The 24,965-nt window shown below is 71.5% G+C and carries 27 protein-coding genes; 13 read left to right on the forward strand and 14 right to left on the reverse strand.

Annotated features, from left to right (window positions below; all coding sequences use genetic code 11):
- Window positions 1-43: 43 nt before the first annotated feature.
- The 4 genes from ABT340_RS13325 (at window position 44) to ABT340_RS13340 (ending at window position 3,691) form a co-directional block, all read left to right on the forward strand.
- Entirely contained in the window at window positions 44-463 is a 420-nt protein-coding gene (locus ABT340_RS13325; protein ID WP_352010965.1) for a Fur family transcriptional regulator, read from the forward strand.
- A gap of 21 nt (window positions 464-484) precedes the next feature.
- Window positions 485-1,936 carry a catalase gene (locus ABT340_RS13330; protein WP_352010966.1) on the forward strand — a complete coding sequence of 484 codons (1,452 nt, stop codon included), beginning with the start codon at window positions 485-487 and terminating at the stop codon, window positions 1,934-1,936.
- A 243-nt stretch (window positions 1,937-2,179) separates the two neighbouring features.
- Window positions 2,180-2,734, forward strand: a complete 555-nt coding sequence (locus tag ABT340_RS13335) for an HD domain-containing protein (RefSeq protein ID WP_352011281.1) — start codon at window positions 2,180-2,182, stop codon at window positions 2,732-2,734.
- Window positions 2,735-2,869: 135 nt separating this feature from the next.
- Window positions 2,870-3,691 (forward strand): Rieske (2Fe-2S) protein, encoded by an 822-nt coding sequence (locus ABT340_RS13340; RefSeq protein WP_352010967.1) that lies wholly within the window; start codon window positions 2,870-2,872, stop codon window positions 3,689-3,691.
- A 56-nt stretch (window positions 3,692-3,747) separates the two neighbouring features.
- Here ABT340_RS13340 and ABT340_RS13345 read toward each other — a convergent pair whose 3' ends face one another.
- Both ABT340_RS13345 and ABT340_RS13350 read right to left on the reverse strand, forming a co-directional pair.
- Complete coding sequence (locus ABT340_RS13345) at window positions 3,748-3,975, reverse strand: DUF8836 family protein (protein WP_352010968.1); 228 nt, start codon at window positions 3,973-3,975, stop codon at window positions 3,748-3,750.
- Window positions 3,976-4,004: 29 nt separating this feature from the next.
- A complete protein-coding gene (locus ABT340_RS13350; protein ID WP_352010969.1) occupies window positions 4,005-4,760 on the reverse strand; it encodes a sulfite exporter TauE/SafE family protein in 756 nt (251 codons plus the stop codon).
- Window positions 4,761-4,914: 154 nt separating this feature from the next.
- Between ABT340_RS13350 and ABT340_RS13355 the strand changes: the two genes are divergently transcribed.
- Entirely contained in the window at window positions 4,915-5,523 is a 609-nt protein-coding gene (locus ABT340_RS13355; RefSeq protein WP_352010970.1) for a response regulator transcription factor, read from the forward strand.
- On the opposite strand, the gene ABT340_RS13360 is transcribed toward ABT340_RS13355, so the two are convergent.
- A complete protein-coding gene (locus ABT340_RS13360) occupies window positions 5,464-7,137 on the reverse strand; it encodes a sensor histidine kinase (RefSeq protein ID WP_352010971.1) in 1,674 nt (557 codons plus the stop codon). The genes ABT340_RS13355 and ABT340_RS13360 overlap by 60 nt on opposite strands.
- Window positions 7,138-7,232: 95 nt before the next feature.
- Here ABT340_RS13360 and ABT340_RS13365 point away from each other — a divergent pair, with 95 nt between their 5' ends.
- On the forward strand, window positions 7,233-9,131 hold the full coding sequence (locus ABT340_RS13365) for a serine hydrolase domain-containing protein (RefSeq protein ID WP_352010972.1): 1,899 nt from the start codon (window positions 7,233-7,235) through the stop codon (window positions 9,129-9,131).
- 15 nt (window positions 9,132-9,146) lie between these two features.
- Here ABT340_RS13365 and ABT340_RS13370 read toward each other — a convergent pair whose 3' ends face one another.
- Window positions 9,147-10,067 carry an SPFH domain-containing protein gene (locus tag ABT340_RS13370; protein ID WP_352010973.1) on the reverse strand — a complete coding sequence of 307 codons (921 nt, stop codon included), beginning with the start codon at window positions 10,065-10,067 and terminating at the stop codon, window positions 9,147-9,149.
- Between the two features lie 94 nt (window positions 10,068-10,161).
- Window positions 10,162-10,956, reverse strand: coding sequence for an ABC transporter ATP-binding protein (locus ABT340_RS13375; RefSeq protein WP_352010974.1), 795 nt, complete (start codon window positions 10,954-10,956; stop codon window positions 10,162-10,164).
- 66 nt (window positions 10,957-11,022) lie between these two features.
- Here ABT340_RS13375 and ABT340_RS13380 point away from each other — a divergent pair, with 66 nt between their 5' ends.
- Window positions 11,023-11,742, forward strand: a complete 720-nt coding sequence (locus ABT340_RS13380; protein ID WP_352010975.1) for an Rv1486c family protein — start codon at window positions 11,023-11,025, stop codon at window positions 11,740-11,742.
- A gap of 19 nt (window positions 11,743-11,761) precedes the next feature.
- On the opposite strand, the gene ABT340_RS13385 is transcribed toward ABT340_RS13380, so the two are convergent.
- Both ABT340_RS13385 and ABT340_RS13390 read right to left on the reverse strand, forming a co-directional pair.
- Complete coding sequence (locus ABT340_RS13385; RefSeq protein WP_352010976.1) at window positions 11,762-12,400, reverse strand: response regulator; 639 nt, start codon at window positions 12,398-12,400, stop codon at window positions 11,762-11,764.
- Complete coding sequence (locus tag ABT340_RS13390; protein ID WP_352010977.1) at window positions 12,397-13,527, reverse strand: GAF domain-containing sensor histidine kinase; 1,131 nt, start codon at window positions 13,525-13,527, stop codon at window positions 12,397-12,399. Before ABT340_RS13390 ends, ABT340_RS13385 begins: the two co-directional genes overlap by 4 nt.
- A 112-nt stretch (window positions 13,528-13,639) precedes the next feature.
- On the opposite strand from ABT340_RS13390, the gene ABT340_RS13395 reads away from it, so the two are divergent.
- The 4 genes from ABT340_RS13395 to ABT340_RS13410 all read left to right on the forward strand — a co-directional run bounded on the left by ABT340_RS13395 (window position 13,640) and on the right by ABT340_RS13410 (window position 16,934).
- Entirely contained in the window at window positions 13,640-14,305 is a 666-nt protein-coding gene (locus tag ABT340_RS13395; protein WP_352010978.1) for an SDR family NAD(P)-dependent oxidoreductase, read from the forward strand.
- Entirely contained in the window at window positions 14,302-15,429 is a 1,128-nt protein-coding gene (locus ABT340_RS13400) for an S-adenosylmethionine:tRNA ribosyltransferase-isomerase (protein WP_352010979.1), read from the forward strand. The genes ABT340_RS13395 and ABT340_RS13400 overlap by 4 nt, the downstream gene beginning before the upstream one ends.
- A gap of 91 nt (window positions 15,430-15,520) precedes the next feature.
- Complete coding sequence (locus ABT340_RS13405; protein ID WP_352010980.1) at window positions 15,521-16,075, forward strand: hypothetical protein; 555 nt, start codon at window positions 15,521-15,523, stop codon at window positions 16,073-16,075.
- Between the two features lie 178 nt (window positions 16,076-16,253).
- Complete coding sequence (locus ABT340_RS13410) at window positions 16,254-16,934, forward strand: response regulator transcription factor (protein ID WP_352010981.1); 681 nt, start codon at window positions 16,254-16,256, stop codon at window positions 16,932-16,934.
- Between the two features lie 85 nt (window positions 16,935-17,019).
- Here the strand turns inward: ABT340_RS13410 and ABT340_RS13415 are convergent, their stop codons facing one another.
- From ABT340_RS13415 to ABT340_RS13425, 3 genes are all read right to left on the reverse strand, one after another.
- Window positions 17,020-17,646 (reverse strand): TetR/AcrR family transcriptional regulator, encoded by a 627-nt coding sequence (locus ABT340_RS13415; protein WP_352010982.1) that lies wholly within the window; start codon window positions 17,644-17,646, stop codon window positions 17,020-17,022.
- Window positions 17,643-18,074 (reverse strand): hypothetical protein, encoded by a 432-nt coding sequence (locus tag ABT340_RS13420; protein WP_352010983.1) that lies wholly within the window; start codon window positions 18,072-18,074, stop codon window positions 17,643-17,645. The genes ABT340_RS13415 and ABT340_RS13420 overlap by 4 nt, the downstream gene beginning before the upstream one ends.
- Before the next feature lie 86 nt (window positions 18,075-18,160).
- The gene (locus tag ABT340_RS13425) at window positions 18,161-18,700 is read right to left on the reverse strand and encodes a hypothetical protein (RefSeq protein ID WP_352010984.1); all 540 of its coding nucleotides are present in this window, start codon (window positions 18,698-18,700) and stop codon (window positions 18,161-18,163) included.
- Between the two features lie 385 nt (window positions 18,701-19,085).
- Here ABT340_RS13425 and ABT340_RS13430 point away from each other — a divergent pair, with 385 nt between their 5' ends.
- Window positions 19,086-19,397, forward strand: coding sequence for a PASTA domain-containing protein (locus tag ABT340_RS13430; protein ID WP_352010985.1), 312 nt, complete (start codon window positions 19,086-19,088; stop codon window positions 19,395-19,397).
- Here ABT340_RS13430 and ABT340_RS13435 read toward each other — a convergent pair.
- Together ABT340_RS13435 and ABT340_RS13440 are read right to left on the reverse strand one after the other, a co-directional pair.
- Window positions 19,373-20,236 carry a lysophospholipid acyltransferase family protein gene (locus ABT340_RS13435; RefSeq protein WP_352010986.1) on the reverse strand — a complete coding sequence of 288 codons (864 nt, stop codon included), beginning with the start codon at window positions 20,234-20,236 and terminating at the stop codon, window positions 19,373-19,375. The two genes, ABT340_RS13430 and ABT340_RS13435, sit on opposite strands and share 25 nt — an antisense overlap.
- The gene (locus ABT340_RS13440; protein WP_352010987.1) at window positions 20,233-20,973 is read right to left on the reverse strand and encodes a GNAT family N-acetyltransferase; all 741 of its coding nucleotides are present in this window, start codon (window positions 20,971-20,973) and stop codon (window positions 20,233-20,235) included. Before ABT340_RS13440 ends, ABT340_RS13435 begins: the two co-directional genes overlap by 4 nt.
- Window positions 20,974-21,088: 115 nt before the next feature.
- Here ABT340_RS13440 and serB point away from each other — a divergent pair, with 115 nt between their 5' ends.
- Window positions 21,089-22,306 (forward strand): phosphoserine phosphatase SerB, encoded by a 1,218-nt coding sequence (serB, locus tag ABT340_RS13445; RefSeq protein WP_352010988.1) that lies wholly within the window; start codon window positions 21,089-21,091, stop codon window positions 22,304-22,306.
- Between the two features lie 9 nt (window positions 22,307-22,315).
- On the opposite strand, the gene ABT340_RS13450 is transcribed toward serB, so the two are convergent.
- Together ABT340_RS13450 and ABT340_RS13455 are read right to left on the reverse strand one after the other, a co-directional pair.
- Window positions 22,316-24,403, reverse strand: coding sequence for an FUSC family protein (locus tag ABT340_RS13450; protein WP_352010989.1), 2,088 nt, complete (start codon window positions 24,401-24,403; stop codon window positions 22,316-22,318).
- Window positions 24,404-24,419: 16 nt separating this feature from the next.
- Window positions 24,420-24,914, reverse strand: coding sequence for a SixA phosphatase family protein (locus tag ABT340_RS13455; RefSeq protein WP_352010990.1), 495 nt, complete (start codon window positions 24,912-24,914; stop codon window positions 24,420-24,422).
- Between the last annotated feature and the right edge of the window lie 51 nt (window positions 24,915-24,965).

Here is a 24,965-nt window from a genome sequence, read left to right on the forward strand (position 1 = left end):
CAATTGGTTGAATCGTTCAGGTTTGGTGCATAACGTGGACTTCATGGAGGACGAGGACCGGCTCCGACAGGCGGGCCTACGGGTGACCGCGGCGCGCCTGGCGATCATGCAGACCGTACGGGAGGGCGATCATCTTGACGTGGACGCCGTCCACCGAGGCGTACGGGAGCGGGTGGGTCATGTCTCCCTGCAAGCCGTCTACGACTCCCTTCACGCGCTGCATCGTGAGGGGTTGCTGCGCCGGGTCGAACCGGCGGGCAGCCCCGCCCGATACGAGACGCGGGTCGGTGACAACCATCACCACCTCGTCTGCAGACGGTGTGGGCGGGTCGCCGACGTTGACTGCGCTGTCGGACACGCCCCATGCCTCGACCCCGCCTCGGACGCCGGCTATCTGGTCGACGAGGCGGACGTCATCTACTGGGGCGTGTGTCCCGAGTGTCGTTCCGAAGATGCTCGATGAAGAGAACCCGGAGGACCGATCATGAGCACCAGGCCCACTACCACGACCGATGCCGGAATCCCCGCCCCCAGTGACGAGCACTCCCAGTCGGTCGGACCGAACGGGCCCCTGCTGCTGCAGGACCACTACCTGATCCAGAAGATGGCCCACTTCAACCGGGAACGGGTTCCCGAGCGGGTGGTCCACGCCAAGGGTGGTGGCGCCCACGGCATCCTTCAGATCACCGAGGACGTCAGCCAGTTCACCAGGGCCGGACTGTTCCAGAAGGGCAAGGAGACCCCGCTCTTCCTGCGCTTCTCCTCGGTCGCCGGGGAACTCGGCAGCGCCGACACCCAGCGTGACCCGCGCGGGTTCGCGATCAAGTTCTACACCGAAGAGGGCAACTACGACATCGTCGGCAACAACACGCCGATCTTCTTCATCCGCGACCCGCAGAAGTTCTCCGACTTCATCCACAGCCAGAAGCGCCGCGCGGACACCAACCTCCGCGACCACAACATCCAGTGGGACTTCTGGACGCTCTCCCCGGAGAGCGCCCACCAGGTCACCTTCCTGATGACCGACCGCGGCACCCCGGCCTCCTGGCGGCATATGCACGGCTTCGGCTCGCACACGTTCCTGTGGTACAACGCGGCCGGCGAGAAGTTCTGGATCAAGTACCACTTCAAGACCGACCAGGGCATCAAGAACCTGACCGACACCGAGGCGGGCGCGCTCGTCGCGCAGGACGCCGACCACCACATCCGCGACCTGCACACCGCGATCAAGAACGGCGACCATCCGTCCTGGACGGTCAACGTCCAGGTCATGCCGTTCGAGGACGCCGCCGACTACCGGTTCAACCCGTTCGACCTGACCAAGGTGTGGCCGCACTCCGACTACCCCGAGATCACGATCGGCAAGTTCGTCCTGAACCGGAACCCGGAGAACTACTTCGCCGAGGTCGAGCAGTCGAGCTTCGAGCCCGCCAACCTCGTGCCCGGCATCGGCCCCTCTCCGGACAAGATGCTCCAGGGACGGCTGTTCTCCTACCCGGACGCCCACCGCTACCGCATCGGCACCAACTATCTGCAGCTGCCGATCAACCGGCCGCTCTCGCCCGTCCACAGCTACAACAAGGACGGCCAGATGGCCTTCAACAACCCGGGGGACCCGGTCTACGCCCCCAACACCGTCGGCGGCCCCGTGGCCGACCCGGCGCTGTACGCGGGCGAGGACTACCACGTCAGCGGTGAGATCATCCGCTCCGCCTACACCCTGCACCGCGAGGACGACGACTACGTCCAGCCGCGCGCGCTGTGGGAGAACGTGCTGTCCGACACCGACCGCTCCCACCTGGTGAGCAACGTCGTCGGCCACGCCTCGGCCCCCGAGGTGACGGACGAGATGAAGAAGCGTGTCGTCGAGTACTGGACCAACATCCACAAGGACCTGGGCCAGGGCGTCGCCCAGGGGCTCGGCGTCACCGAGTGACGACGTCACGGCCCGCGCCGGCTCTCCGGCGCGGGCCGTGCGCCGTCATGCCGTGCCGTACGGCACGCGACACGCGGGGTGCCCGCCGTACGGCGGGAAAGGCGTGTTCAGCGGGGTCGTGGTCACTCTGGGTCCCGTGTCATCGCCTGACCGTCCGATGACCGGCGAGCGGCGCGCACTAGGCTTGCGCGCGTGACCACCCCTCCAGAACAGGACCGCCTCCACGCCCAGCTCACCTTCGCCATGGAGATCGACAAGCTCAGACGCGTCGTTCGCCGTAACACCCTCATGGACGGGTCCCGGCGGGAGAACGACGCCGAGCACTCGTGGTACGTCGGGATGCTGGCCATGATCCTGGCCGAGCACGCGCCGCCGGGCACCGACATGGACAAGGTCGTCGCGATGCTGCTCGTCCACGACATCGTCGAGATCGACGCGGGAGACACCTTCATCTACGACGCCGGGGCCGTCGAGGCCCAGCTCGGCATCGAACGCAAGGCGGCCGACCGCATCTTCGGCCTGCTCCCCGAGGACCAGTCGACGCGGCTGCGCGCGCTGTGGGACGAGTTCGAGGAGCGCGAGACCGCGGAGGCGAAGTTCGCCAAGGCCCTCGACAGGATCGCGCCGATCATGGCCAACCACCACAACGAGGGTGGCACCTGGTCGTTGTACAAGGTGACGGCCGATCAGGTCCTGGAGAAGGTGAAGATCATCGAGGAGGGTTCGCCGACGCTCGGCTCCTACGCCAAGGAGATCATCGAGCTCTCTGTCAGCCGGGGGCACCTGGCGCGTGCGTGATGCGGTTCCCGGGTAGGTCCCTAAAGGGTTGAGAAGGGGGCGATCGTGAAGGAATCAGTCAAAACGAACCGCCGCAGTTTCCGGCATCTCGTACCCCCGGTCGACATCGCCGGCCGTATCGAACGGTCGGAGAGGATGGACAGGCCCATCCGGGTCCTGGCCAAGGCCGTACGGCAGCGCATCGGCCCGGGGTGGCTGCGCGACCTGCTGCACGGGGTGCCGACGGGGAAACCGCTCCATCCACCGCTCACCGACCTCAGCCTGGGCTGCTGGCTGGCGACCGCGGTGCTCGACCTGGCCGGGGCCGACCCCCGCGCGGCGCGCGCCGTGCTCGCCACGGGCATCGCGGGGGCGATTCCCACCGCGGCCTCCGGGATCACCGACTGGTCGGCGCTCCACCGGGAGCAGCAGCGGGTGGGGTTCGTGCACGCGATCGCCAACGTCACCGCGCTGGGACTGTACGTGGGTTCCCTGGCCTTCCGGCTCGCCGGGCACGACAGGCGCGGCAAACTGCTGTCGTTCATCGGCCTGGGCGCCGCGGGCGCGGGCGGCTACCTCGGGGGGCACCTGGCCTACCGGCAGGCCGCGGGCTCCAACCACGCCGAGTCGGTCGCCCACCTCGTCCCGCTGGGCTGGCACGACCTGTGTGAGCTCAAGGACCTGCCAGAGGGGCGTCCCGTGGCCAGGCGTCTCGGCTACATCGACCTGTTCGTGCTGAGGGTCGGCGAGGGGGTCACCGTGCTCGCCGACCACTGTTCCCACCTGGCCGGGCCGCTGCACCAGGGTCAGCTGATCTCCGACGACGGCATGGTCTGCGTGGTGTGCCCGTGGCACGGCAGCGCCTTCCGCCTGGCGGACGGCACGGTCGCCCACGGTCCGGCCACGGCGCCGCAGCCGTACTTCGAGACCCGGATCCGCCGTGACGGCGTGCTCCAGGTCCGTCCCGCTCCGATCTGACCGCCCGCACCGGCCGTACGGTGTCCGGGCCGCCTCGTGGGGAGGCGGCCCGGCGGTCAGTCCGCCTCGCCGTCGGCGGGGTGTTCGACCAGGGCGAGAATCCTGCTGGACATGAAGCGGGCGGTGCGCACCGCCGTACCACTGCGGGTGACCTCGGTGACCTCGATCACGCCGCCCCGGCTGTTGGCCACCTCGACGCGGCGGCCCGCGCGGGTGGCGACGACTTCGTAGGTACGCGAGCTGTCACCCGCGTCGATAACGATCTCTACCCGATCGCCTTTCATGCCTGATTCATGCCCATTAACGGGAGAATCTAGGCGTATATCAACTTGACCATCGCCACGATGCCGACGACGACGATGATCCCGCGCAGCACCGGGGCGGGCAGTTTCCTGCCGAACCTCGCACCGAAGAAACCGCCGATCGTCGCACCGAGCGCGACCAGCGCGACCGCCCGCCAGTCCACGTCCGCGACCAGGACGAACAGCAGGGCCGCGGTCCCGTTGACCAGCAGCGCGAGCACGTTCTTCGCGGCGTTGATCCGCTGCAGGTCCTCGTCGAGGACGCTGCCGAGCAGACCGATGAGCAGCACTCCCTGGGCAGCGCCGAAGTAGCCGCCGTAGGCTCCGGCGCCCAGGACCCCCAGCCACAGCCACGGGCCACCGTGCGGATGGGCGTTCTCCCGCCGGGCGGCGAGCCACCGGTTGAGCCTTGGCTGGACGACCACCAGCACACACGACAGGCCGATCAGGATCGGGACCACGACGTTGAACGTCCTGGCGGGCAGGGAGAGCAGCAGCAGGCCGCCGATGAGCGACCCGATGACGGAGCCGACCCCCAGCCTGACGAGCCGGGCACGCTGGCCCTTCAGCTCCGCCCGGTAGCCGAGCACGCTGGTCAGCGACCCGGGAACCAGTCCGATGTTGTTGGAGACGTTCGCGACGACCGGCGGTATCCCCACCGCGACCATCGTCGGGAACGTGATCAGTGACCCCGAGCCGACGACGGCGTTGATGCCCCCGGCTCCGATTCCGGCCGCGAAGATCGCGACCGCCTCCCACGGTGTCATGCCTCTCCTCACTTGTACGGCTCGCGCCCGTGAACCGGTGCACTGCCTTACCGGATGCTAGGAGGAGAACGCTCTCCGCCCGGCGGCGGGGTGGGCGGTGCCCCCGTCAGGAACACCGGGATCATTGGCACGGAGGACGTGTTGAGGGGGGATCGTGATCGGGGTTCTGCTGGTCGAGGACATGCACCTCATCAGAGGGGCGCTGGCCGCGCTGATCGGGCTTGAGGACGACATGCGGATCGTCGGGGAGGTGTCGACCGGGCGGGAGGCGGTCACGCTGGGGCTCGAACTCCGCCCCGAGGTGGTGGTGCTGGACATCCAGCTGCCGGGGGAACTCGACGGGCTCGACGCGGCACGGGAGCTACGGGCGGGGGCGCCGGAGTGCGGGCTGCTCATGCTGACCTCGGCGGGCGGCACCGAGACCCTGCGCAGGGCGCTGGAGATCGGGGCGCGTGGATTCATGCTGAAGGACGCGCCGCCCGCCCGGCTGGCCGAGGCGATCCGGCGGGTCGCCTCGGGGGAGACCGTCGTCGACCCCGGCCTGGCCGCCGCGGCCATCACCGGCCGGCCGAACCCGCTGAGCCCGCGCGAGGCCGAGGTGCTGCGCCGGGCGGGCGAGGGCGCCGACCTGGCCGAGATCGCCGCCGAGCTGTTCCTCAGCAAGGGGACGGTGCGCAACTACCTCGGGGCGGTCGTCACGAAGCTAGACGCGCGCAACCGGCTCGACGCCGTCCGCATCGCCGCTGAGAACGGCTGGATATAGCACCACAAGCCGGTATTCACCGTCGGCGTACTCGGCGGTCAGCGTGCCTCCCGCCGCGGTGACCCGCGCGGTGAGGTTGGCCGTCCCGCTCCCGCCTCCCCCGGCGCCGGGAGGGCCGTGGACGCCGTCGTTGACGACCAGCAGCCCGTCCTCGGTGATCTCGATGAGGCAGTGACCGGCCTCGCTGTGCCGCAGCACGTTGGTGACGGCCTCCCGCAGGACGATCGCCGACAGCGCGTCGTCCCTGTCCGACTCCCTGCGGACGGTGACCTCGACGCCCGCCGCCCGCAGGACGGAGCAGGCCGAGTCGATCTCGGCGGCCAGCGAGAGCCGGGGGTCGGGCTCGGCCGGGATGTCCCGCAGCGCGGCCAGCGAGCGGCGGGCGATCGCGGCGATCTCCACGAGCTGCTCCCTCGCGTCCTCCTCCCCCGCCCGTACGGCCAGCTCGGCCTTGACCGTGATGGCGGAAAGCCCGTATCCGAGCAGGTCGTGGACGTCCCTGGAGATGCGCCTGCGCTCGTCGGCCGCCGCCAGCGCCGCCAGCGCCCGCTGTGCCCGCCTCGCCTGCAGGACCAGCGAGGTCTGTACGGCCAGCCCGTGGAACATGGCCGCGACGGCCACGGCGTCGAACGTCCAGTACAGGTTCTCCGCCGGAGCCTGCCCCCGTACGGCCAGCACGACCGCCAGCGCGGCCACGACCGCCCCGGCCACGGGCCACCAGGCCCGCCCGAGGGCCAGGAACCCGGCCACCGCGAACCCGGCCAGCTGTGGATGGGCCTGTCCCGGGAGCAGAAGCGTGACGGCCGTGAGCAGGAGCAGCAGGCAGGCCGTCCAGACGCCGTGTCCGGGGCGGGCGCCGTACGGGCGGGGCAGCGCGTGGTGCAGGTGCAGCCCGAGGATCCCGGCGGCGAGCAGGGAGAGGACCGGACGCCCACCGAGATAGATCAACGCCGTCACGAGATATCCGGCGTGCACCGCGACCAGGATCGGCAAGGCGAGCCTGGGCATGAGGTCCGGCTCGGGAGTCGCCGCTGCCGCCGGGGCCGGGACGGCGCGGGCCCGCGCGGCCGTCGCCCGGGAGACCTCGGCGATCTTCGCCGCCTCACCGCGTCCGGCGAGGGAGACGATCGTGGACAGGGCGGCCCCGAGGACGGAGTCCAGCTCCCGGGCGGCCCGTGAGCGCTCGTCGGAGACCGACCCGGCGGCCAGTTCCGCACGGGCCGCGTGGAGGGCGGCACGCGTGTCACCGAGCCGGGTCACCCCGAACAGGACAAGCCCCTGGCAGGCGGCGTTCAGCACCGCGAGCGTGATCCCGAACGGCGTCGCGGGCGCGAGTACCGCGGCTGTGACGGCGGCTGTGACGACCACTGTGGCGAACGCGCACCAGCGGGCCGTCCCGCGCAGGATCAGCAGCGCCGACGCCGCGACCATGCCCGCCGCAGCGGGGCCCGCCCAGGGCAGGAGCAGTGCCTGAACGGCCAGTGACCAGCGGCTTCGCCACGGCGTCAGGCAGTGCAGCACCTGCAGAGCGACGACGAGGGCGAACGGCGCGCTCGGCACCGGATGGAGCGGATCGAACGCGGCGCCGACGAGGACCACCACAACGATCAGCACTTTATGCACCATATGCCCTGATCGTGCATTCTCCACGTCGAACACAGGTGCAGGACACTGATGGCGGGTCCCGGCGAAACGGCACGCTGACGGGCATGAAGAGAGCGCTAACCGCCGCCCTCGCGTCCCTGGCGGTCCTCCTCACCCCGCACACCGCCGGAGCGACGTCCCAAACGTCCCAGGCGTCCCAGGGCCGGGCGGGCGACCTCGGCGCGGCCCTCGACCGCCTCGTCCCCGAACTCCTCGCCAGGGACAGGATCCCCGGCGCGGCCGTCGTCGTCGTGGAGAACGGCCGGATGGTGTTCGGCAGGGGATACGGACTGGCCGAAACGACCTCGAACCGTCCCGTCGATCTCACCACCCCCTTCCTCACCGGGTCACTGGCCAAGATCTTCACGGCCGAGGCCGCACTGCGTCTGGTCCGGAAGGGCAGGCTCGACCTGCGCGCCGACGTCAACCGCTACCTCACCTCGTTCAAGATCGAGGACACCTGGCCGGGCCGCCCGGTGACCCTGGAGAACCTGCTCACCTACACGGCGGGCTTCGACGACGACATCGTCGGCCTCGCGAGCGACGGCCCGGCGAAGCCGCCCTCCCTCGCCGAGAGCCTGCGCGCCCGCACGCCGCCCCGGGTACGGCCACCGGGCACCCTGGTCGCCTACGACAACTACGCCCTCGCCCTCACGGGGCACCTCGTGGAGATCGCCTCCGGCGAGCCGTACGCGCGCAACGTCGCCGAGCAGGTCTTCGCCGCGCACCGGATGACCGGCTCGACCGCCGCCCTGCCGCACCCCGCCGCGATCGGGGCGCGGCTCGCCAGGGGCTACCGGCCGGACGGAGAGGGCTACGTCGAGCAGAGGGGCCAGTACTCCCCCTGGACGCCCTCGGGAACCGGCCCCGCCGTCACCCCGGCCGACATGGCCAACTACATGATCGACCAGCTTGGGGACGACCCCGTCGCCCGGATGATGCGGGAACGGCACTTCACCGTGGACGACCGCATGCCCGGCATGGGCTACGTCCTTGAGGAACGCCCCCGGGGCGGCAGAAGGCTCCTCTACAAGGACGGCGACGTCCCCGGCTACCACAACGCCATGGCCCTCATGCCTGACCAGGGGTTCGGCGTCTACGTCGTCCTCAACGGCGACGGCGTCTCGGGCGTGGGAGCCTGGGACGCGCAGTGGCTCACGGGCCGGATCGTCGACCTGCGCTTCCCCGACCCCGCGGACCGTACGGCCACGCCCGCCCCGCTCACCACGGACGTCTCCCGGTACGCGGGCTCCTACCGGTCGGCCCGCACCAGCCGTACCGCGCTGACGAAGGTCTCCGCCCTGTTCGCCACCCCGGTCGTCACCGCGGGCTCCGACGGGACTCTCACCACGACCGGTCTCTCCCCCGACCCCGGACGGCCGGTCCAGCACTGGGTCCAGACCGCCCCCGGCCTCTTCGCCGAACGCAGCGGCCCGGCCCGCGTCTCCTTTCCCCGCGACGGCGTCCTCGTCTCCTCGATGCTCCCCTCGGAGACCTACGAGCGGGTCCCGGGGTACGAGAGCCTGGCCATGCCGCTCTTCGTGACCGGCGCCCTGGCCCTGTCGCTGGCGGCGCTCGTCCTGCCCCTGACCGCCGCCGTCCGCCGCCTGCGGGGAGCACGGCGCCCACAGGGAGCACGGCCGCCGCTGCCCGCCCGCCTGGCCGTCCTCACCGCCTGGGCCTGCGCCGCCCTGGTCGCCGTCTTCCTCGCCGGGTTCGGCCTGCTGACGGCCGACCCCAACGTCCTCATGGCCGACATCCCGCTGTACTCCCCGAGGCTGGCCGTCCTGCCCGTGCTGGGCACCCTCGCGTTGGTCCTCGCCGTACCGATGGTCCCGGCCGCGGCGCTGGCCTGGCGCGCCCGCTGGTGGAGGCCACCCGCCCGGATCGCCTACACCCTGCTCACCCTGAGCACGGTCGCCTTCTTCGCGGTCGCCCTCGACTTTCGCCTGCTGTTGCTGTGAGCCCCCGGACGGCCGTCAGCCGGTCTCCTCGGCGGTCTTCTCCTTGGTCGAGAACAGGCCGCCGAGGTTCTCCACGGCCTTGGCCATTTCGGATGGAACGATCCAAACCTTGTTCGCGTCGCCCTTGGCGATCTCGGGAAGGGTCCTGAGGTACTGGTAGGCGAGGAGCCTCTGGTCGGGCTTGCCGTCGTGGATCGCGCGGAAGACCATGCCGATCGCGTCCGCCTCGCCCTTCGCCCGCACCGCCTTGGCCTCGGCGTCGGCCTGGGCCCTGAGCACCACGGCCTCCGCCTCGCCACGTGCCTTGAGCACCGCGGCCTGCTTGAGCCCCTCCGCGCTGAGGATGGCCGCCTGCTTCTGTCCGTCGGCCGCGAGCAGGGCCGCCTTCCTGTCCCGGTCGGCGCGGATCTGGCGCTCCATCGACTCCTGGATCTCGGCGGAGGGCTGGATGGCCTTGAGCCTGACCCTGCCGACCTTGATCCCCCAGTTGCCCGCGCCGTCGAGCGCCACGCGCAGCTCGGTGTTGATCTCGTCTCGGGAGGTCAGCACCCGTTCGAGCTCCATGTCGCCGATCACGTTACGCAGAGTGGTCACGGTGAGTTGCTCGACCCCGGTCAGGAAGTCGGAGACCTCGTAGGTGGCGGCCTTGGCGTCGACGACCCGCAGGTGCACGACCGTGTCGACGGAGACGACGAGGTTGTCCGAGGTCACCACGGGTTGCGGAGGGAAGGACACGACCTGTTCGCGCAGGTCGACCGTACGCTTGAGGCGGTCGACGAAGGGGAGCACGAGATTCAGGCCTGGGGAGAGCGTCCGATGGTAGCGCCCGAGGCGCTCCACTACCCCCGCGGTGGCCTGAGGGATGATGTGAATCGCCTTAAAAAGGACGAAACCTGCGACGGCCACCGCGGCGAGCGTGACAAGAAGCGTTTCCATGAGCCACTCCGGACGGTCGAGTCAAGTGGATCTCTCTCATTCGGAATGGTATTTGGTTTTCGCGTTACCGACCTCTGAACAGCGTAAACAGCTTTCAGAACTGGTAGGCGCGGGCGTACCACCGGTCGCCTTGGCCGCGTTCCAGGGTGAGCGGAACGGCGAAGGTGCGCGAGAGGTTCTCCGCGGTCATCACCTGATCCATCGGCCCCTGCGCGACGATCGAGCCGTGCCGCAGCAGCAGCGCGTGGGTGAAACCGCTGGGCACCTCCTCGACGTGATGGGTGACCAGCACCATGGTCGGCGCCTTCGGGTCGTTGGCCAGCACCGAGAGACGGCGGACCAGGTCCTCCCTGCCGCCGAGGTCCAGGCCCGCGGCGGGCTCGTCCAGCAGCAGCAGCTCGGGGTCGGGCATGAGCGCCCTGGCGATCTGCACCCTCTTGCGCTCACCCTCCGACAGGGTGTTGAACCTGCGCCTGATCAGATGGGCGCAGCCGAGCTGGTCGATCAGCTCGACGGCCCTGGTGACGTCGTTGGAGTCGTACTCCTCCGTCCAGCGCCCGAGGATCGCGTACGACGCGGTGAGCACCAGGTCGATGACCTTCTCGTCCGGCGGGACCTTCTCGGCGAGCGCCGCGCTCGCCAGGCCGATCCGGGGCCGCAGGTCGAACACGTCCGTCTGGCCGAGCCGTTCTCCAAGGATCTCGACGACGCCCTCGGCCGGGAACAGCATCGTCCCGGCGACCTGCAACAGCGTCGTCTTCCCGGCGCCGTTGGGACCGATGACGACCCACCGCTCGTCCTCGTGAACGGTCCAGTCGATGTCCCGCAGCAGGGCCGCCCCGTCCCTGCGGACGGTGACGTCCTGTAGCCGAAGCACCTGACCGCCCATCCCTCACGCCTCCTTGAGTATCGCTCGAACAAAACCTATTGCAGGGCAAGCGCATATCGTGGATCGGTGCACCCTGATTCACAGATCTCGGCCACCTTGGTCTGCTGGGGCAACGCCTGGCTCACCGGACAGGTCGGCCTCGACGAGGCCGCCGACCGGGTGGAGCGACAGGCCGGCCCCCAACTCGTCGCCGGGGAGACGGGCGACGTCTCCCTGCGCGGATTCCTCGCCGACCTGCGGGTCGAGGGCATGCGTTCGCTGCGCCTGGCGCTTCCCGTCGCGGGCGACCCGCTCGGTCTCACCGGACCGCCCTCCTTCAACTCCGCGGCGATCGAGGCCGGGCAGGCGGCGACAGCCGTTTTCCCCGGTAGATGCCTGGGCCTGGTCCCCGCAAGGGACCGCCGCGGCTCATCGTACGCCGGGGTGCGCTGGAGCGTGCTTGAGGCCAGCATTAACATTCCGGACATTCCCTCCCTGGCGGAGGCCGAGCACGCCCTGACCATGGCGATGCGCGAGGCCACGGACGCCCTGACGGGGGTCGGCGGGCCCGCCCAGGGGCACCGGAACACCCAGCCCCTCGACGACGGCCTGGCGCCGGGCTACCCCGCCCGTGCCCACCGCGTCGCCGCCCTGGCCGCCCGGCTCACCGCGGTGCTCAGGATCGCCGACGAGCGGGGCCTCACCTCCGGCCAGGTCGCGGTCAGGGCCCAGGCGCTGCGCGCCCTCGACCGTGCCGTACGGCGGGCCCGCGTGGCCGCCCACCACGCCATCTCCGAACTGGTCTGATCCCGGCCCCCAGGGCCTCTCAGGCCAGGCCGTGCCGTACCGCGTAGAGGGCGGCCTGGGTGCGGTCCTGGACGCCGAGCTTCATCAGCACGTTGGAGACGTGGGTCTTGACGGTCTTCTCGGCCACGGTCAGCTCACGGGCGATCTCGCGGTTGGAGCGGCCCGAGGCGATCAGCGCCAGGACCTCACGCTCACGTTCGGTGAGCGAGGGCGTCGGGGCCGGGACCGTGCGCGGGGGCACGGCACCGGGGGTCGTCAGCATCGCCTCGGCCGCCTCGGCCGCCAGCAGCACCTGCCCGCCGCTGACCGCGCGGATGGCCTGGACGAGCGCGGCGGGATCGACGTCCTTGTAGAGGAACCCGGTCGCGCCCGCCCTGATGGCCGGGGCGACGTCCTGGCGGTCGCCGACCGAGGTCAGCACCAGCACCCGGGGGGACAGGCCAAGCTCCCTGAGCCGCAGCAGCGTGCCGTGGCCGTCCAGGACCGGCATCTTCAGGTCGAGCAGCAGCACGTCCGGGTTGAGCGACTCCGTCAACGCGACGGCCTCGGCGCCGTCCGCGGCCTCCCCCACCACGTCGAGGTCGTCCTGCAGCGCGAGGAAGGTCCGCAGACCCTGCCTGACCACGGGGTGGTCGTCCGCGATGAGCACCCGGATCACACCGGCACCTCCATCCGCACCAGCGTCCCCTCTCCCGGGGCCGACCTGACGAGCACGTCCCCGCCCAGGGCGTGCGCCCTGTCCTCCATCGAGGCGATGCCCAGGCCGCGGCCCGTCGCGGCGGCCACGTCGAAGCCCGTCCCGTCGTCGCGCACCTCAAGGACCACCCTGCCCGCCTCACAGCCGAGCCGTACGGCGACGGCGACGGCCCCGGCGTGCCGGGAGGCGTTGTGCAGGGCCTCCTGGGCCACCCGCAGCACGGCGGCCTCGGTCGCCGGGTCCAGCTCGCACACCGGCCTCTCCTCGAACGTGAACGACGCCGGGTGCAGCCGGTCGAGCAGGCGGACGTGCTTGCGGAGCGTCTCGGCCAGGCCGTGCCGGTCGAGTTCGGCGGGACGCAGCTCGACGATCACCGCGCGCAGCTCGGCGAGCGCCTCCCCGGCGAGCCGTTCGACCCGCTCCAGCTCGCCGAGTGCCCGGTCGGGGTCGCGGCGCACCAGCGAGGAGGCCGCCTGGGCGGTGAGCCTGAGGGAGAAGAGCTTCTGGGTCACGGCGTCGTGCAGTTCCCTGGCCATCCGGGTGCGCTCCTCGACCAGCGCGAGCTCCCTGCCGCGTTCGTAGAGGCGCGCGTTGGTGAGGGCGATCGCGGCGTGCGCGGCGAACATGGTGAGCAGGTCCTGGTCCGCCTCGGTGAAACCGCCCGGCGAGCGTTTGTTGGACAGGAAGATGATGCCCAGCACCGCCTCGCCGTCGCGGATCGGCACCCCGAGGAAGTCCTTGAGCACCGGATGCGCCCTCGGCCAGTACTCGAAGCGGTGGTCCCTGCGGATGTCGGCCAGCCTGACCGGCGCGCCCTCGCGCAACATCGCGCCGAGCATGCCGTGCTGGCGGGGCATCGGCCCGATCGCGTCCCACTCCTCGTCCGAGATGCCCTCGGCGACGAACTCGGCGAAGGCGCCCTCGTCGTCGGGTACGCCGAGCGCGGCGTAACGGGCGTCCAGCAGCCGCCTCGCCGAACGCACGATGACCTGGAGCACCTCCCTGACGGACAGGTGCCTGGTCACCGCAAGGACGGCGGAACTGACCGCGTGCAGCACCGCGTCCCGGTCGTCTCCCACACTCTCCACGGTGAAACTCTAGGTGCTCACCGGGCGGAACCTCTGGGCCGCAGGTCCTAGGACCTTCAGCCCGGTCCCTCGGCCGATGCGGACGGCGCCTTCCGGTTCCTACCGTCGAGGCATGACGAAGACGGCACTCATCACCGGCGCCTCCCGTGGTCTCGGCCTGGAGCTGGCCCGTTCGCTGGCCGCCGACGGCTGGCGGCTCGTCCTCACCGCGCGGGGCGCGGACGCGCTCGAATCCGCCGCCGCAGAACTCGGCGAGGGCGCCCTCGCCGTCGCCGGGGACGTCGCCGACCCGGCCCACCGGGAACGGCTGGCGCTGGCCGTACGGGACGGACTCGACCTGTTGGTCAACAACGCCTCGGGGCTCGGGGCGCTCCCGCTGCCCTCGCTGGCCGACTACCCCCTCGACGAGCTCAGGGAGCTGTTCCTGGTCAACACGCTGGCGCCGCTCGCGCTGATCCAGGCGACGCTGCCCTCGTTGAGGCGCAGCGGCGGCGCGGTCGTCAACATCTCCTCCGACGCCGCGGTCGAGGCGTACGCGGGCTGGGGCGGTTACGGGGCGACGAAGGCCGCGCTCGAACAGCTGTCCAACGTGCTGGCCGTGGAGGAGCCGGACGTCACGGTCTGGTGGGTCGATCCGGGGGAGATGAACACGGCCATGCTCGCGGCGGCGGTCGGCGCCGAGGAGGCGGGGACGGCCCCCGGGCCGGACAGGAGCGCGGCGGCCCTGCGGCGGCTGATCGAGGAGCGCCCGGCGAGCGGACGGATCGGGGTCCGGTGAACGCCCTGGCCGCGGACTTCACGCTTCCTCCCGAACTTGAGGCGCACGAGCCACCGGAGGCACGGGGGCTGGCTCGTGACGAGGTGCGGCTGCTGGTCTCGCGGGGCCGTACGGGGGAGATCGGCCACCACAGGTTCACCGACCTGCCCGGTCTGCTGCGCCCCGGGGACCTGCTGGTGGTCAACGACTCGGCCACGCTGCCCGCCGCGGTACGGCTCGACCGGCTCGCGGTGCACTTCTCGACGGAGCACGAGGACGGGACGTGGCTGGTCGAACTACGCCGCCGTGGCGTGCCCCGCGACCCGAAGATCCCAGGGGTCCTGGGGACTTCGGGGGGCTCGGGGGCTTCGGGGGACGAGCCCGCGGGCGAGCCGTACCGGGGTGGGGCCGCCGGGGAGTGGCTGCCGCTGCCGGGGGGCGCGACGCTGCGGCTGCTGGAACGGCACACGCCCCGGCTGTGGCGCGCCGTGCTGGACCGTGACGTCCCCGCCTACCTGCACCGGTACGGCGTGCCGATCCGCTACTCCTACGTGGGCAGGGACTGGCCGCTGTCGCACTACCAGACCGTCTTCGGGGTACGGCCAGGCAGCGCGGAGATGCCCAGCGCGGGACGGCCGTTCACCACCGAACTGGTGACCCGCCTGGTGACGCACGGGATCGGGGTGGCGCCGATCACCCTGCACACCGGTGTGGCCTCCCCGGAACGGGACGAACCGCCCTATCCCGAGCGCTTCGAGGTGCCGGAGGCCACGGCACGCCAGGTGGAGTTCACCAGGGCCTCGGGCAGACGGGTGATCGCGGTCGGCACCACCGTGGTCAGGGCGCTGGAGACGGCGGGCCTGGCGGACGGCCCCATGGAAGGCGCCGGGGAGGGCCCCAGGGAGGGCCCCGTAAAGGGCAGGGTGCGGGCGGCACGCGGCTGGACCTCGCACCTGGTCACCCCCTCCTCGGGGACGCGGGTGGTGAACGGGCTGATCACCGGCCTGCACGAACCGCGCTCCAGCCATCTGCTGATGCTGTCGGCGATCGCCGGGGAGGATTTGCTCGTACGGTCGTACGCGGAGGCGCTCAAAGAGGGTTATCTCTGGCACGAGTTCGGCGACATTCACCTCATTCTCGGGTGAGTCAGTCATCCGCAAGAGGTTCTCAAGTGGGACACCGCATGCTTGCTCCAGCGAACAAAACGGGAAACCAAATTTCCGACTGGAGTATGAAATGCGCCGGCACCTTATCGCCTTCGCCGCCACAGCCATGGCCGGGGGCCTGCTGTTCGTCCCGCAGAGCGCGAACGCCGCCGTGACGCCACCCACCGTGGCCTCCGTGGGAGCCTCCGCGGGAGCCCTCGCCTCTCCCCCGCTCTCCCCGCTGAAGCTGACCGCCTACTACCCGCGCAGGGCGTGGGCGGGTGACACGATCGTCTACACGCTCAAGACCAGGAACGTGGGCAGCTGGCCGACCGACATCGCCTACGTCGGGGGCTACGTCCCCAAGCAGGCGCGTCGCGTCCAGATCACCGGCCCCTCCGGTTCCTACTGCGAGGCCGACGGGCGCGAGGTCGGCTGCCTGCTCGACAGACTGCGGCCCGGCAGGACCGCGACCATCAAGGTGAAGGTGTGGCTCAGGGGAAGCGCCCGGGGCACCGCGACGGCCGAGTTCGCCACGGCCTCCATCGACGTCCCCGCGGGCGGCATCGACACCCTGAACATCCACGGCATCGACGCCGGTGTCGACCTGAAGTACGTCAAGGTCAGGACCCGCATCCTGCGCTAGCCGTACCCGGCACCTCCCTACGACGAGCACCGGGACCCTCACGGGGATCAACGAGGACCCCCTCCTGATCGTCCCGCCCACGGACCCCCGTCCCACCGGACGGGGGTCCGTCGCGTTCCCGGCGGTTGTGCGGACAGCCCCATGTACGGCATGTCCCCTCACCAGGCAGGATCTCCTTATGACTGAGCTGAGGGTCGTCCTGGCCGAGGACCACTACCTGGTGCGCGAGGGCACCCGCAGACTGCTTGAGGCCTCGGGTGAGATCGGCGTGGTCGCGGCCGTGGGCACCGCCGACGACCTGCTGGACGCCGCCAGGCGGCTGCGCCCCGACGTGGTGGTGACCGACATCCGGATGCCCGGCTCCCCCGACCTCGTACGGCCCGGCATGGAGGGCATCGACGCCGCCCACCGGATCAGGGCGGCCTCGCGGGACATCGGGGTCGTGGTGCTCTCCCAGTTCTCCGACGCGCTGTTCGCGCTCGACCTGTTCAGGGACGGCACCGAGGGCCGCGCCTACCTGCTCAAGGACCGGGTCGGCGACATCGACGAGCTGCTCGGCGCGATCCGCTCGGTGGCCGCGGGCGGTTCGGTGATCGACCCCAAGGTGGTCGAGGGCCTGCTGGCCAAACGCGGCGTCAGGGACAGTCCGCCACCCGCCGAGCTGACCCCCCGCGAGCTGGACGTGCTCAGGGAGATGGCGCACGGCCTGTCGAACGGCGGCATCGCCCGCGCCCTGCACCTGTCGGTCTCCGCCATCGAGAAGCACGTGAACTCGATCTTCATGAAGCTGGCCCTGGAGAACAGCCCCGACACCCACCGCAGGGTCGCGGCCGTCATCGCCTATCTCGGACCCCGGTAGCCGAAACACGTCCACACGGATCTGCGCGGACCGCTCTCCTGCCGCCGCGCCGTGCCTTCCGCACCCCAGAGCCGGGCCGGTCGTCTCACCGGTCTCCGGCGAACCGCCTCTCGAACCCGGAGACCATGGCCGCCAGCCCCGCCTCGAACCACCGGTCGTAGAACACGGCCGCGGCGGGGTCGGTGGCTGTGGTCGAGGCCGTACCGGACGGGGTGCCGACCTGGGCCAGGGCGTGACCCAGGACGTAGACCGCGACGGACTGCACGGCGGTCAGGGCGTCCTGCTCGCCGATCCCCGAGTCCTCGAAGCGCCCCAGCAGCCCGGCCAGCAGTGCCAGCCCCCTGTCGGTGTCGACGGGGTGGGTGGCCAGCAGGGGTACGGCGTGCGGGTGGGCCAGCAGCGTCCCGCGATAGGCCACGGCCAAACGGGTCAGCGCCTCGTGCCAGGGCTCCTCGGGGCCGAGTTCGATCACGGCCTCGGAGAACAGGTGGGTGACGACCTCGGCGAGCAGGGCGTCGCGGTTGGGGACGTGGCGGTACAGGGACATCGCGGCCACGCCCAGGTGCGCGCCGAGACGGCGCATGGTCAGGGCCTCAAGACCCTCGGCGTCCAGGATCTCGACCGCCGCGGCGACGACGCGCTCGGGAGTGAGCGTGGCGGGCCTGCCTCCACGGCCGCCTCCCTGGCTTCGGCGACGGGCTGTCTGGGTCACCCGGTCAGGGTAGCGGTGAGCGTGGTGGCCAGCATCACCACGGAGAGCGCGCCGACCACCATGTGCTGGACGTCGATGACGACGTCACGCCCCTCGGTCGGCAGGACCTTCAGGGTGCGGGCGTAGTCGGTCCGGTAGAGCTCTCGCTGGGCGGCGGAGCTGACGCCGAAGTAGGGCAGCCACCAGCTCTGGACGTGGCCGACGATGATCAGGCAGCACAGGACGGTGGCCGCGACCAGTGACCAGGTCCGGTGCAGGGCGACTCCCCCGGCGATCAGCAGGGGGATCGGGTAGTTCACCGACGCCGCGATCAGCCGGTTCCTGAGATTGCCCGGGGCCAGGTCGTTGAGCGGGAACATCGGCACCCACTCGGTCAGGATCAGCCAGGCGAGCCAGACGAACGGAACGACGATCGCGGCGGCGGTCATGGTGCGGCACTCCTCGGTTCACGCGCACAGGTTTGCGTACATCGTAAGCTTACGGTGTACGCAAACCTGTGCGCAACGCGGGAACCTCAGGAACAGCCGTCCTCCCGCACCGGAGCCCGGCGCTCGACCTTCAGCTGCCGGTTGCGCAGCTCGAACCTGGCCTCCGCCGAACTCTTGGCCAGGACCCTTACTCCGAGGTCACGGAGAGACTCCTGGTAGGGGACACAGACGGTACGGCTGAGCACGCGCTTCCCCCACCCGCTCTTCCGCCAGACGGTGTCGGGCGCGCCCTTCACGGTGCGCGGACGGGTTCGCTGCCCGCCGACCTCGATCGCGACCTCACAGGCCCCCGCACCGGAGGACGCGACACAACGGCCCTCCGCCGCGAAGGTGACCAGGACCACCGAGGGGCCGCCCGAGACGAGGTCGGGGACGACCCCACTCGGCGGAACGGCCCACTCGGTCGAGTCGGTCGCCCAGGGCGAGGAGGAGAACTGCGAACTGGTCCGGGAACCGACGTAGGAGACCGGAGGGTCGGCGCAGGCGGCGGGAGCCAGCGCGGCCACGGCGGGCAGCGCGATGGGCAGCGCGGCGGCCAGGGCGCCGATCCGGCGTATGGATCGCACGGATGCATCACCTTTCCCGGCCGGCGACCGATCGGACCGCCTCCCAGCCGCCGGAAACGGCACCGGTCACACCGGCCGAACATTAACGGAGTGTAACGAGTCACTTCCTCTACGTGACGGAACGAGTGTCCCCTGAGCCACCTCAGCCCCACACCTCCCAATCAGCCAGGGTGCTCTTACCTTTCGGATACCCCACGCTCGCCGCCTCCGCATGGACACCGGCCCCGGAAAACCTCGAAGTCGTGAATCTCCGGAAGTCCGCCGGGCATGCCCGCCCTTCGCCACCGCGAAAACCCCGGGTTACGGCCGTAGGCCGGCCGGCCGAAACCCTGTGGGGGCTGCGCATCCGATTTCCTCGGCGTACTCTCGGCACGGGTGAGGAGACTTGGCTGACTTCGTGGTGGTTCCTGACTTCTGCGGAAGTCAGGCGTTGAACGCCTGGCTGGCCGGGCACGACGCCGGGGTGCTTCTGCAGGGGCCGAACCCCGACAGCCCTCAACCGGTCATGGACGGCGTCGTGGTGGCCCAGAAGCCCCCGCCAGGCAGCCGGATCGAGCGCTGGGGCGCGGTGACCGTGTGGACGCGCCACGATCCCGGTGAGGGCGGGGTCCGTGAACCACGGCGCCCGTCCGCGCCCCTGGGCACGCCGGCGGCCGAACCTCCCGGGGAGGATCAGGCGGCCACCCGGGCTCCGTGAGCGGTCGGCGCGATCACCACCGAGGCGATCGACGACTCCGCGGCCCACGCCAGCGACCTGCGGTCGCGGGCCTGGACCGGCGGCAGCAACGTCACCTCGACGGTCAGCCCGCGCAGCCCGGCGACCCGCAGGACCGAGGCGGCGAGCGAGTCGTCGCCCAGGTAGGCGGCCTCCACGGCCGGGGTCCCGCCGGGTCCCAGATACCTCATCGCGACCGGCCTGACCGGCGCCCCCGCGTCCAGTGCCGCCTGGAACACCGCGCGCCTGAACACCCCCATCTCCCTGCCGCACCACCTGGTCCCCTCGGGGAAGGCCGCGACCGGGTCCCCCTCCCCCAGTGCCCTGGCCACCCCGGCGACCGCCTCGGGCAGCCTGGACGGCCTCTCCCTGTCCATGAGCACCGCCCCCGCGCCGACGGCCATCTCCCCGACCAGCGGCCAGCCACGGACCTCCCGTCTGGCGAGCACACGGCACGGCACGACGGCCATCATGACGAGCGGGTCGAGCCACGACACGTGGTTGGACACGATCAGCGGCGCGACCCCGGAGACGGGCAGGGCGCGCGGCCCTGCCGCGGAACCCGCGAGGAAGGCGAAGCCCGGCCTGGCCGCGACCCGGACGCCGAGGGCCCGCAGCGCGAGCCTGGACCACACGCTCGCCAGCCGGGCGCGGCCCGCCGTACCGAGGAGCCTGACCGGCAGGGCGAGCAGCGCGCCCGTGAGGACGACCAGCGAGACCGCGACCAGGCGCAGCGCCCGCAGCGGCGGGCCGACCTTCGGGCCCTGGGGCGTCAGGCAGGTGCCCGACCGGCACGGCGCCTCGGGGGACCACACGATCATGCCGGGGCTCCCAGGAAGTGCCGCCGGTAACGCGGGTTCAGGTTCGCCATCGACAGCAGCACGAAGAAGTCCGCCGTGCCGAGGTCGGGGTTGTGCGCGGGCGGCCCGCAGACCCAGGCACCCAGCCTCGCGTAGCCCCTGAGCGGAGCGGGGACCGTCGCCGTCCCCGCGCCCCGCCTCCTGGTGCCGCGCCAGGGCAGGCGCGGGGTGACGCGGTACTCGGGAGGGCACAGCGGGAGCCTCCGCATGACCTCGGCGACCCCGGTGACCCCGGAGACCGGGACCGAGCAGCACCCCGCGACCCACCGGTGGCCCCCGGCGACCACGTAACGCGCGATGGCCGCCCACATCAGCCCGATCACGGCGCCGCAGCGGTGGTCGGGCCGCACGCAGGCCCTGGCGGCCTCGACCATGTCCGGCCTGACCCCGGCCAGCGGGCGCAGGTCGAAGGTCGAGTCCGCGTACAGCCGGTCGGCCCTGCGCGGGGACAGCAGCCGGTGGGTCCCCACGACCTCGCCGCCCTCGCCGTGCCGTACGAGGAGGTGGTCGCCGTAGGCGTCGAGGGGGTCGACGTCGAGACCGGTTATGGGGGTGTCCAGCCGAGCGCCCATCTCCTCGGCGAACACCTGGTGACGCAGGCGTTGCGCCTCCCGCATGTCGGCGGCGGTCTCGGCCAGCCCGACGGTGTATCCGACGGCGTAACGGGTGGCCCGCTGCCGGGCGGGGGTGGTCGTCATGACCATATGAAGGCAGGGCCAGATGACGTGTGACGGGAGGTCGCCGAGAACGTCAGGCGTCCGGATGATGAACCGCATTCACGATCGTTTTGGGGGCCAAGTAGCGTAGATACCGATGAACCAGCGCACGCTTCTGATCACGTTGTCCGGACCGGACCGCCCAGGGGTAACCTCGCGGCTCTTCTCCGTCCTGTCCGGCTTTCCCATAGTCGTCGCCGACGTCGAACAGGTCGTCATCCGCGGCAGGCTCACCCTCGGCGTCCTCGTCGCCTACTCGGGCGACACCCCCACCGGGACCGGCGGAACGCTCGGTGCCCTGTGGACCGCCGTCGAGCGGACCGCCGGGGACCTGGGCCTTGAGGTCGAGCTGTCCACCGGCTCGGACCTGCAGGAGAAGCGCAGGCGCGGACGGTTGCACGTGACCGTTCTCGGCTCACCCCTGCAGCCGGCCGCGATGGCGGGCATCTCAGGCCGGATCGCGGCCGCGGGCGCCAACATCGACCGGATCGAGCGGCTGTCGAACTACCCGGTGACCTGCTTCGAGCTGGCCGTCTCCGGGGCCGACCCCGACACCCTCCGCGCCGAACTGGCCGTCGAGGCCGCCGCCCAGCAGGTCGACGTGGCCGTACAGCGCAGCGGCCTGCACCGCAGGGCCAAGCGGCTGATCGTGATGGACGTCGACTCCACGCTCATCCAGGCCGAGGTGATCGAGCTGCTGGCCGCGCACGCGGGCTGCCTTGAGGAGGTCGCCAGGGTCACCGAGGAGGCGATGCGCGGGGAGCTCGACTTCGCCGAGTCGCTGCGCCGCCGGGTCGCCCTGCTGGCCGGTCTGCGCGAGGAGACCTTCGAGAAGGTCCGCAAGGAGCTCGTGCTGACCCCCGGCGCCCGCACGCTGGTGCGTACGCTCAAGCGGCTCGACTACCGCTTCGCGATCGTCAGCGGCGGCTTCACCCAGCTCACCGACGCCCTCGTCGAGGACCTCGGCATCGACTACTCGGCGGCCAACACCCTTGAGGTCGTGGACGGCGTGCTGACCGGCCGGGTCGTCGGCGAGATCGTCGACCGTCCCGGCAAGGCGCGGGCGCTCGAACGCTTCGCGCGTGAGGCGGGCATCCCGATCAGTCAGACCGTGGCCATCGGCGACGGCGCCAACGACCTGGACATGATCGCGGCCGCCGGACTCGGCATCGCGTTCAACGCCAAGCCGGTGGTCCGCCAGGCCGCCGACACCGCGGTCAACGTGCCCTACCTCGACGCGATCCTCTACCTGCTGGGCATCCCCCGCGCCGAGGTCGAGGCCGCCGACGCCGAGGACGGCGTCGTGACCGCCTGAGCCGGCCGTTCAGGCGCGCGGGGCGGTGAACGAGGCCAGTCCGAGCGCCTCGGCGCCGAGCCCCCTCAGGGCGGGCCGCGCGGCGACGGCGTGCATGACGCCTCGCCGCACACCGGTCATCCGGTCCGCCGCCCCCTCGTCCACCTCGCCGAGACGGCGCTCGGTCAGCCGGTCGACCTGGGCGCCCAACTCGTCGAGCACCCGGTCGAGATCGTCCGCCCTGGTCAGCGGCCGACCCGTCCTGACCGCCTCCGCGACGTCCTCAAGCCGGTCGGCGACCATGTCCAGGAGGGTGACCGTCGGCCCCGACTCCTCGACCGGCGCCGGTACGGCCAGCAGCGCCAGCGCGTTGTCCCGCAGCCGTCTGGCGGCCGTCACGGCGTCCCTGAGCCGTTGCGGGGCGCTTCCGCCCGGCTCCTTGTCCAGCCGGTCGAGGGAGTCGCCGAGCAGCCGGGCAGCCTCCGAGGCGTCGGAGATCCGCTCCAGAACCGCCTTCGGGTCCCGGTCGACCAGCGAGCGCACCAGCGCCGCGTGCCGTTCGAGGGTGTCCACGATCCTGCCGGTCAGGCTGGCCCGGTGCCCCCTCGGCCACAGCAGCCGCGCGACGACCAGCGCCAGCGCCCCGCCCGCGACCGTGAGCGTCACCCTGGCCGCCGCCGCGCCCCAGTCCAGCGGCAGCGTGAAGTCCGACAGCATCAGCGACAGGGGTGTGGCGAACATCGTCCAGTAGCCGTAGCTGACCCCCCTGAACGCGAACCCCAGCAGGGCGCACACCCCGATGAACACGATCAGGTACGTGTGGCCCGGCGCGACCGCGAGCACGACGGCCGCCCCGGCCGCCCCGACCGCGGTGCCGACCACCCGCAGCGTCACCCGGTCGACCGTGTCCCGGTAGGCGGGACGGAGGCTGACCAGCACGGTCACCACGAACCACTTGGCGTAGTGCTCGTGGGCCAGCAGCATCAACGCCATCGCCAGGGTCACCGCCAGGCCGAGCCGTACGGGGTGGTGGCCGGTCGACAGGACGGGCAGGCGGGGCCGGGTGAACCTGGGCAGGCGCGGCCCGACCTCGACCGCCTCCTCCGCCTGCTGGGAGATCGACCGCACCGCCGTACCGACGCGGTCAAGGCAGCGGCGGATCTGCCCGAGCAGCACGGCCGCGGGCAGCGGTGTCCTCCTGGCGTGGGCGGCTCTGCGGACCTCCTCGTTCAGGTCGGCGAAGCGCCCGACCGCGTCCATGGCCTCCGGGGCCGCGGCCTGACCACCGAGGGTGACCGCCTCCCGCAGCGCGTGGGCCAGCGCCTCGGTCGTCTCGTCCAGTTCCTCGGCCCACCGGCCGTCCGGATCCTCCTGTACGGCGGCCGCCCGCAGCACCCGCAGCGCGATGGTCTCGCGGAAGATCCGGTCCAGGGTCGTCAGCAGCCGTTCGAGGGCCCGGTCGTCCTCCTGCGACACCCGGTAGAGGGAGAAGGCCCTGGCCGCGGCGTCGTGGGTCGTGACGGCCCGCCGCCGCAGCGACTCCCAGCTCTCGTCGGACAGGGGGGCGCGTCCCGCCGCGACCAGAAGGTCGGCCAGCGCCGTACCGGCCTCCTCGAAGGCCGTGCGGAGCGGTTGGAGACGGCGCACCGGCCACAGCACCAGGACCAGCGCCGTGATCAGCAGACCACCCGCCGCGGTGATCGCCATACGGGCAGGCAGACCGGCCCCGGAGGGCGCGAAGTAGGTCAGGGCCACCGCCAGCACGGCCGGGACGCTGATCACCGGCCAGACCGCCCCCGCCGCGGCGACCAGGCCGATCACGACGGCCGCGAGCCACGGCCACGGCTGGATCAGCTGCCCGAGTCCCACCCCGAGCGTGGCCATGAATGCGGTCCGCAACAGCTTGCGCGCCCTCTCCCCGTACGGCAGGCCGGGGGCGTCGCCGAAGACGGTGAGATAACCGCCCAGGGCAGCCGTCGCGCCCTCGCGGACGTGGCCGGTCAGAACCCCGGCGACCAGCGGCAGGCAGATGGCCACGGCGCACAGCAGGCCGTACCCCCACGCGGGACGCGCGGCGACCGCGAAGTCACCGCGTAGCGCCCCGGCGATCCTGCGCATGCCACCCCGTGTTCCCCTACTGCTCCTTGGGGCTCCAGCGCGCGACGGCACGCCCGGCGTCGAGGCCGGACCACTCGTCGTCGGTCTCGATGACCGCGAACGCGCCGGGCGGGAAGCCCTCGTCGTCTCTTGTGGTGAGCAGCTGGACCAGCTCGTGGACACCGGGGTTGTGACCGACCAGGACCAGCGTGCGGACCTCGGGGTCGCCACGCCTCAGGAGGGCGAGCAGCTCGTCGGCGTAGGCCTCGTAGATCTCGGACTCGTAGACGACGTCCGTGCCCGGCAGCGCCAGCTCGGCGGTCTGCCTGGTGCGCACGGACGGCGAGCAGAGCACCAGGTCGGGCTGGACACCCAGGTCGGCGAGCACCCGCGCCACCCGGTCCGCGTCGCGGCGCCCGCGCTCGGTGAGAGGCCGCTCCCTGTCGGCCAGCCCGGGGATGTGCGCCGCCTTCGCGTGCCTGAGGACGACCAGCGTCCGTGCCCCGTTCGCCCCGTTCGTCCCGGTGCTCATCGCGACGCCCACATCGCCATGCCCGCGATCGCCGCGAAGACCACGACCATC

This window comes from Streptosporangium sp. NPDC000239, from assembly GCF_040300765.1.
Classification (GTDB): Bacteria; Actinomycetota; Actinomycetes; order Streptosporangiales; family Streptosporangiaceae; genus Streptosporangium.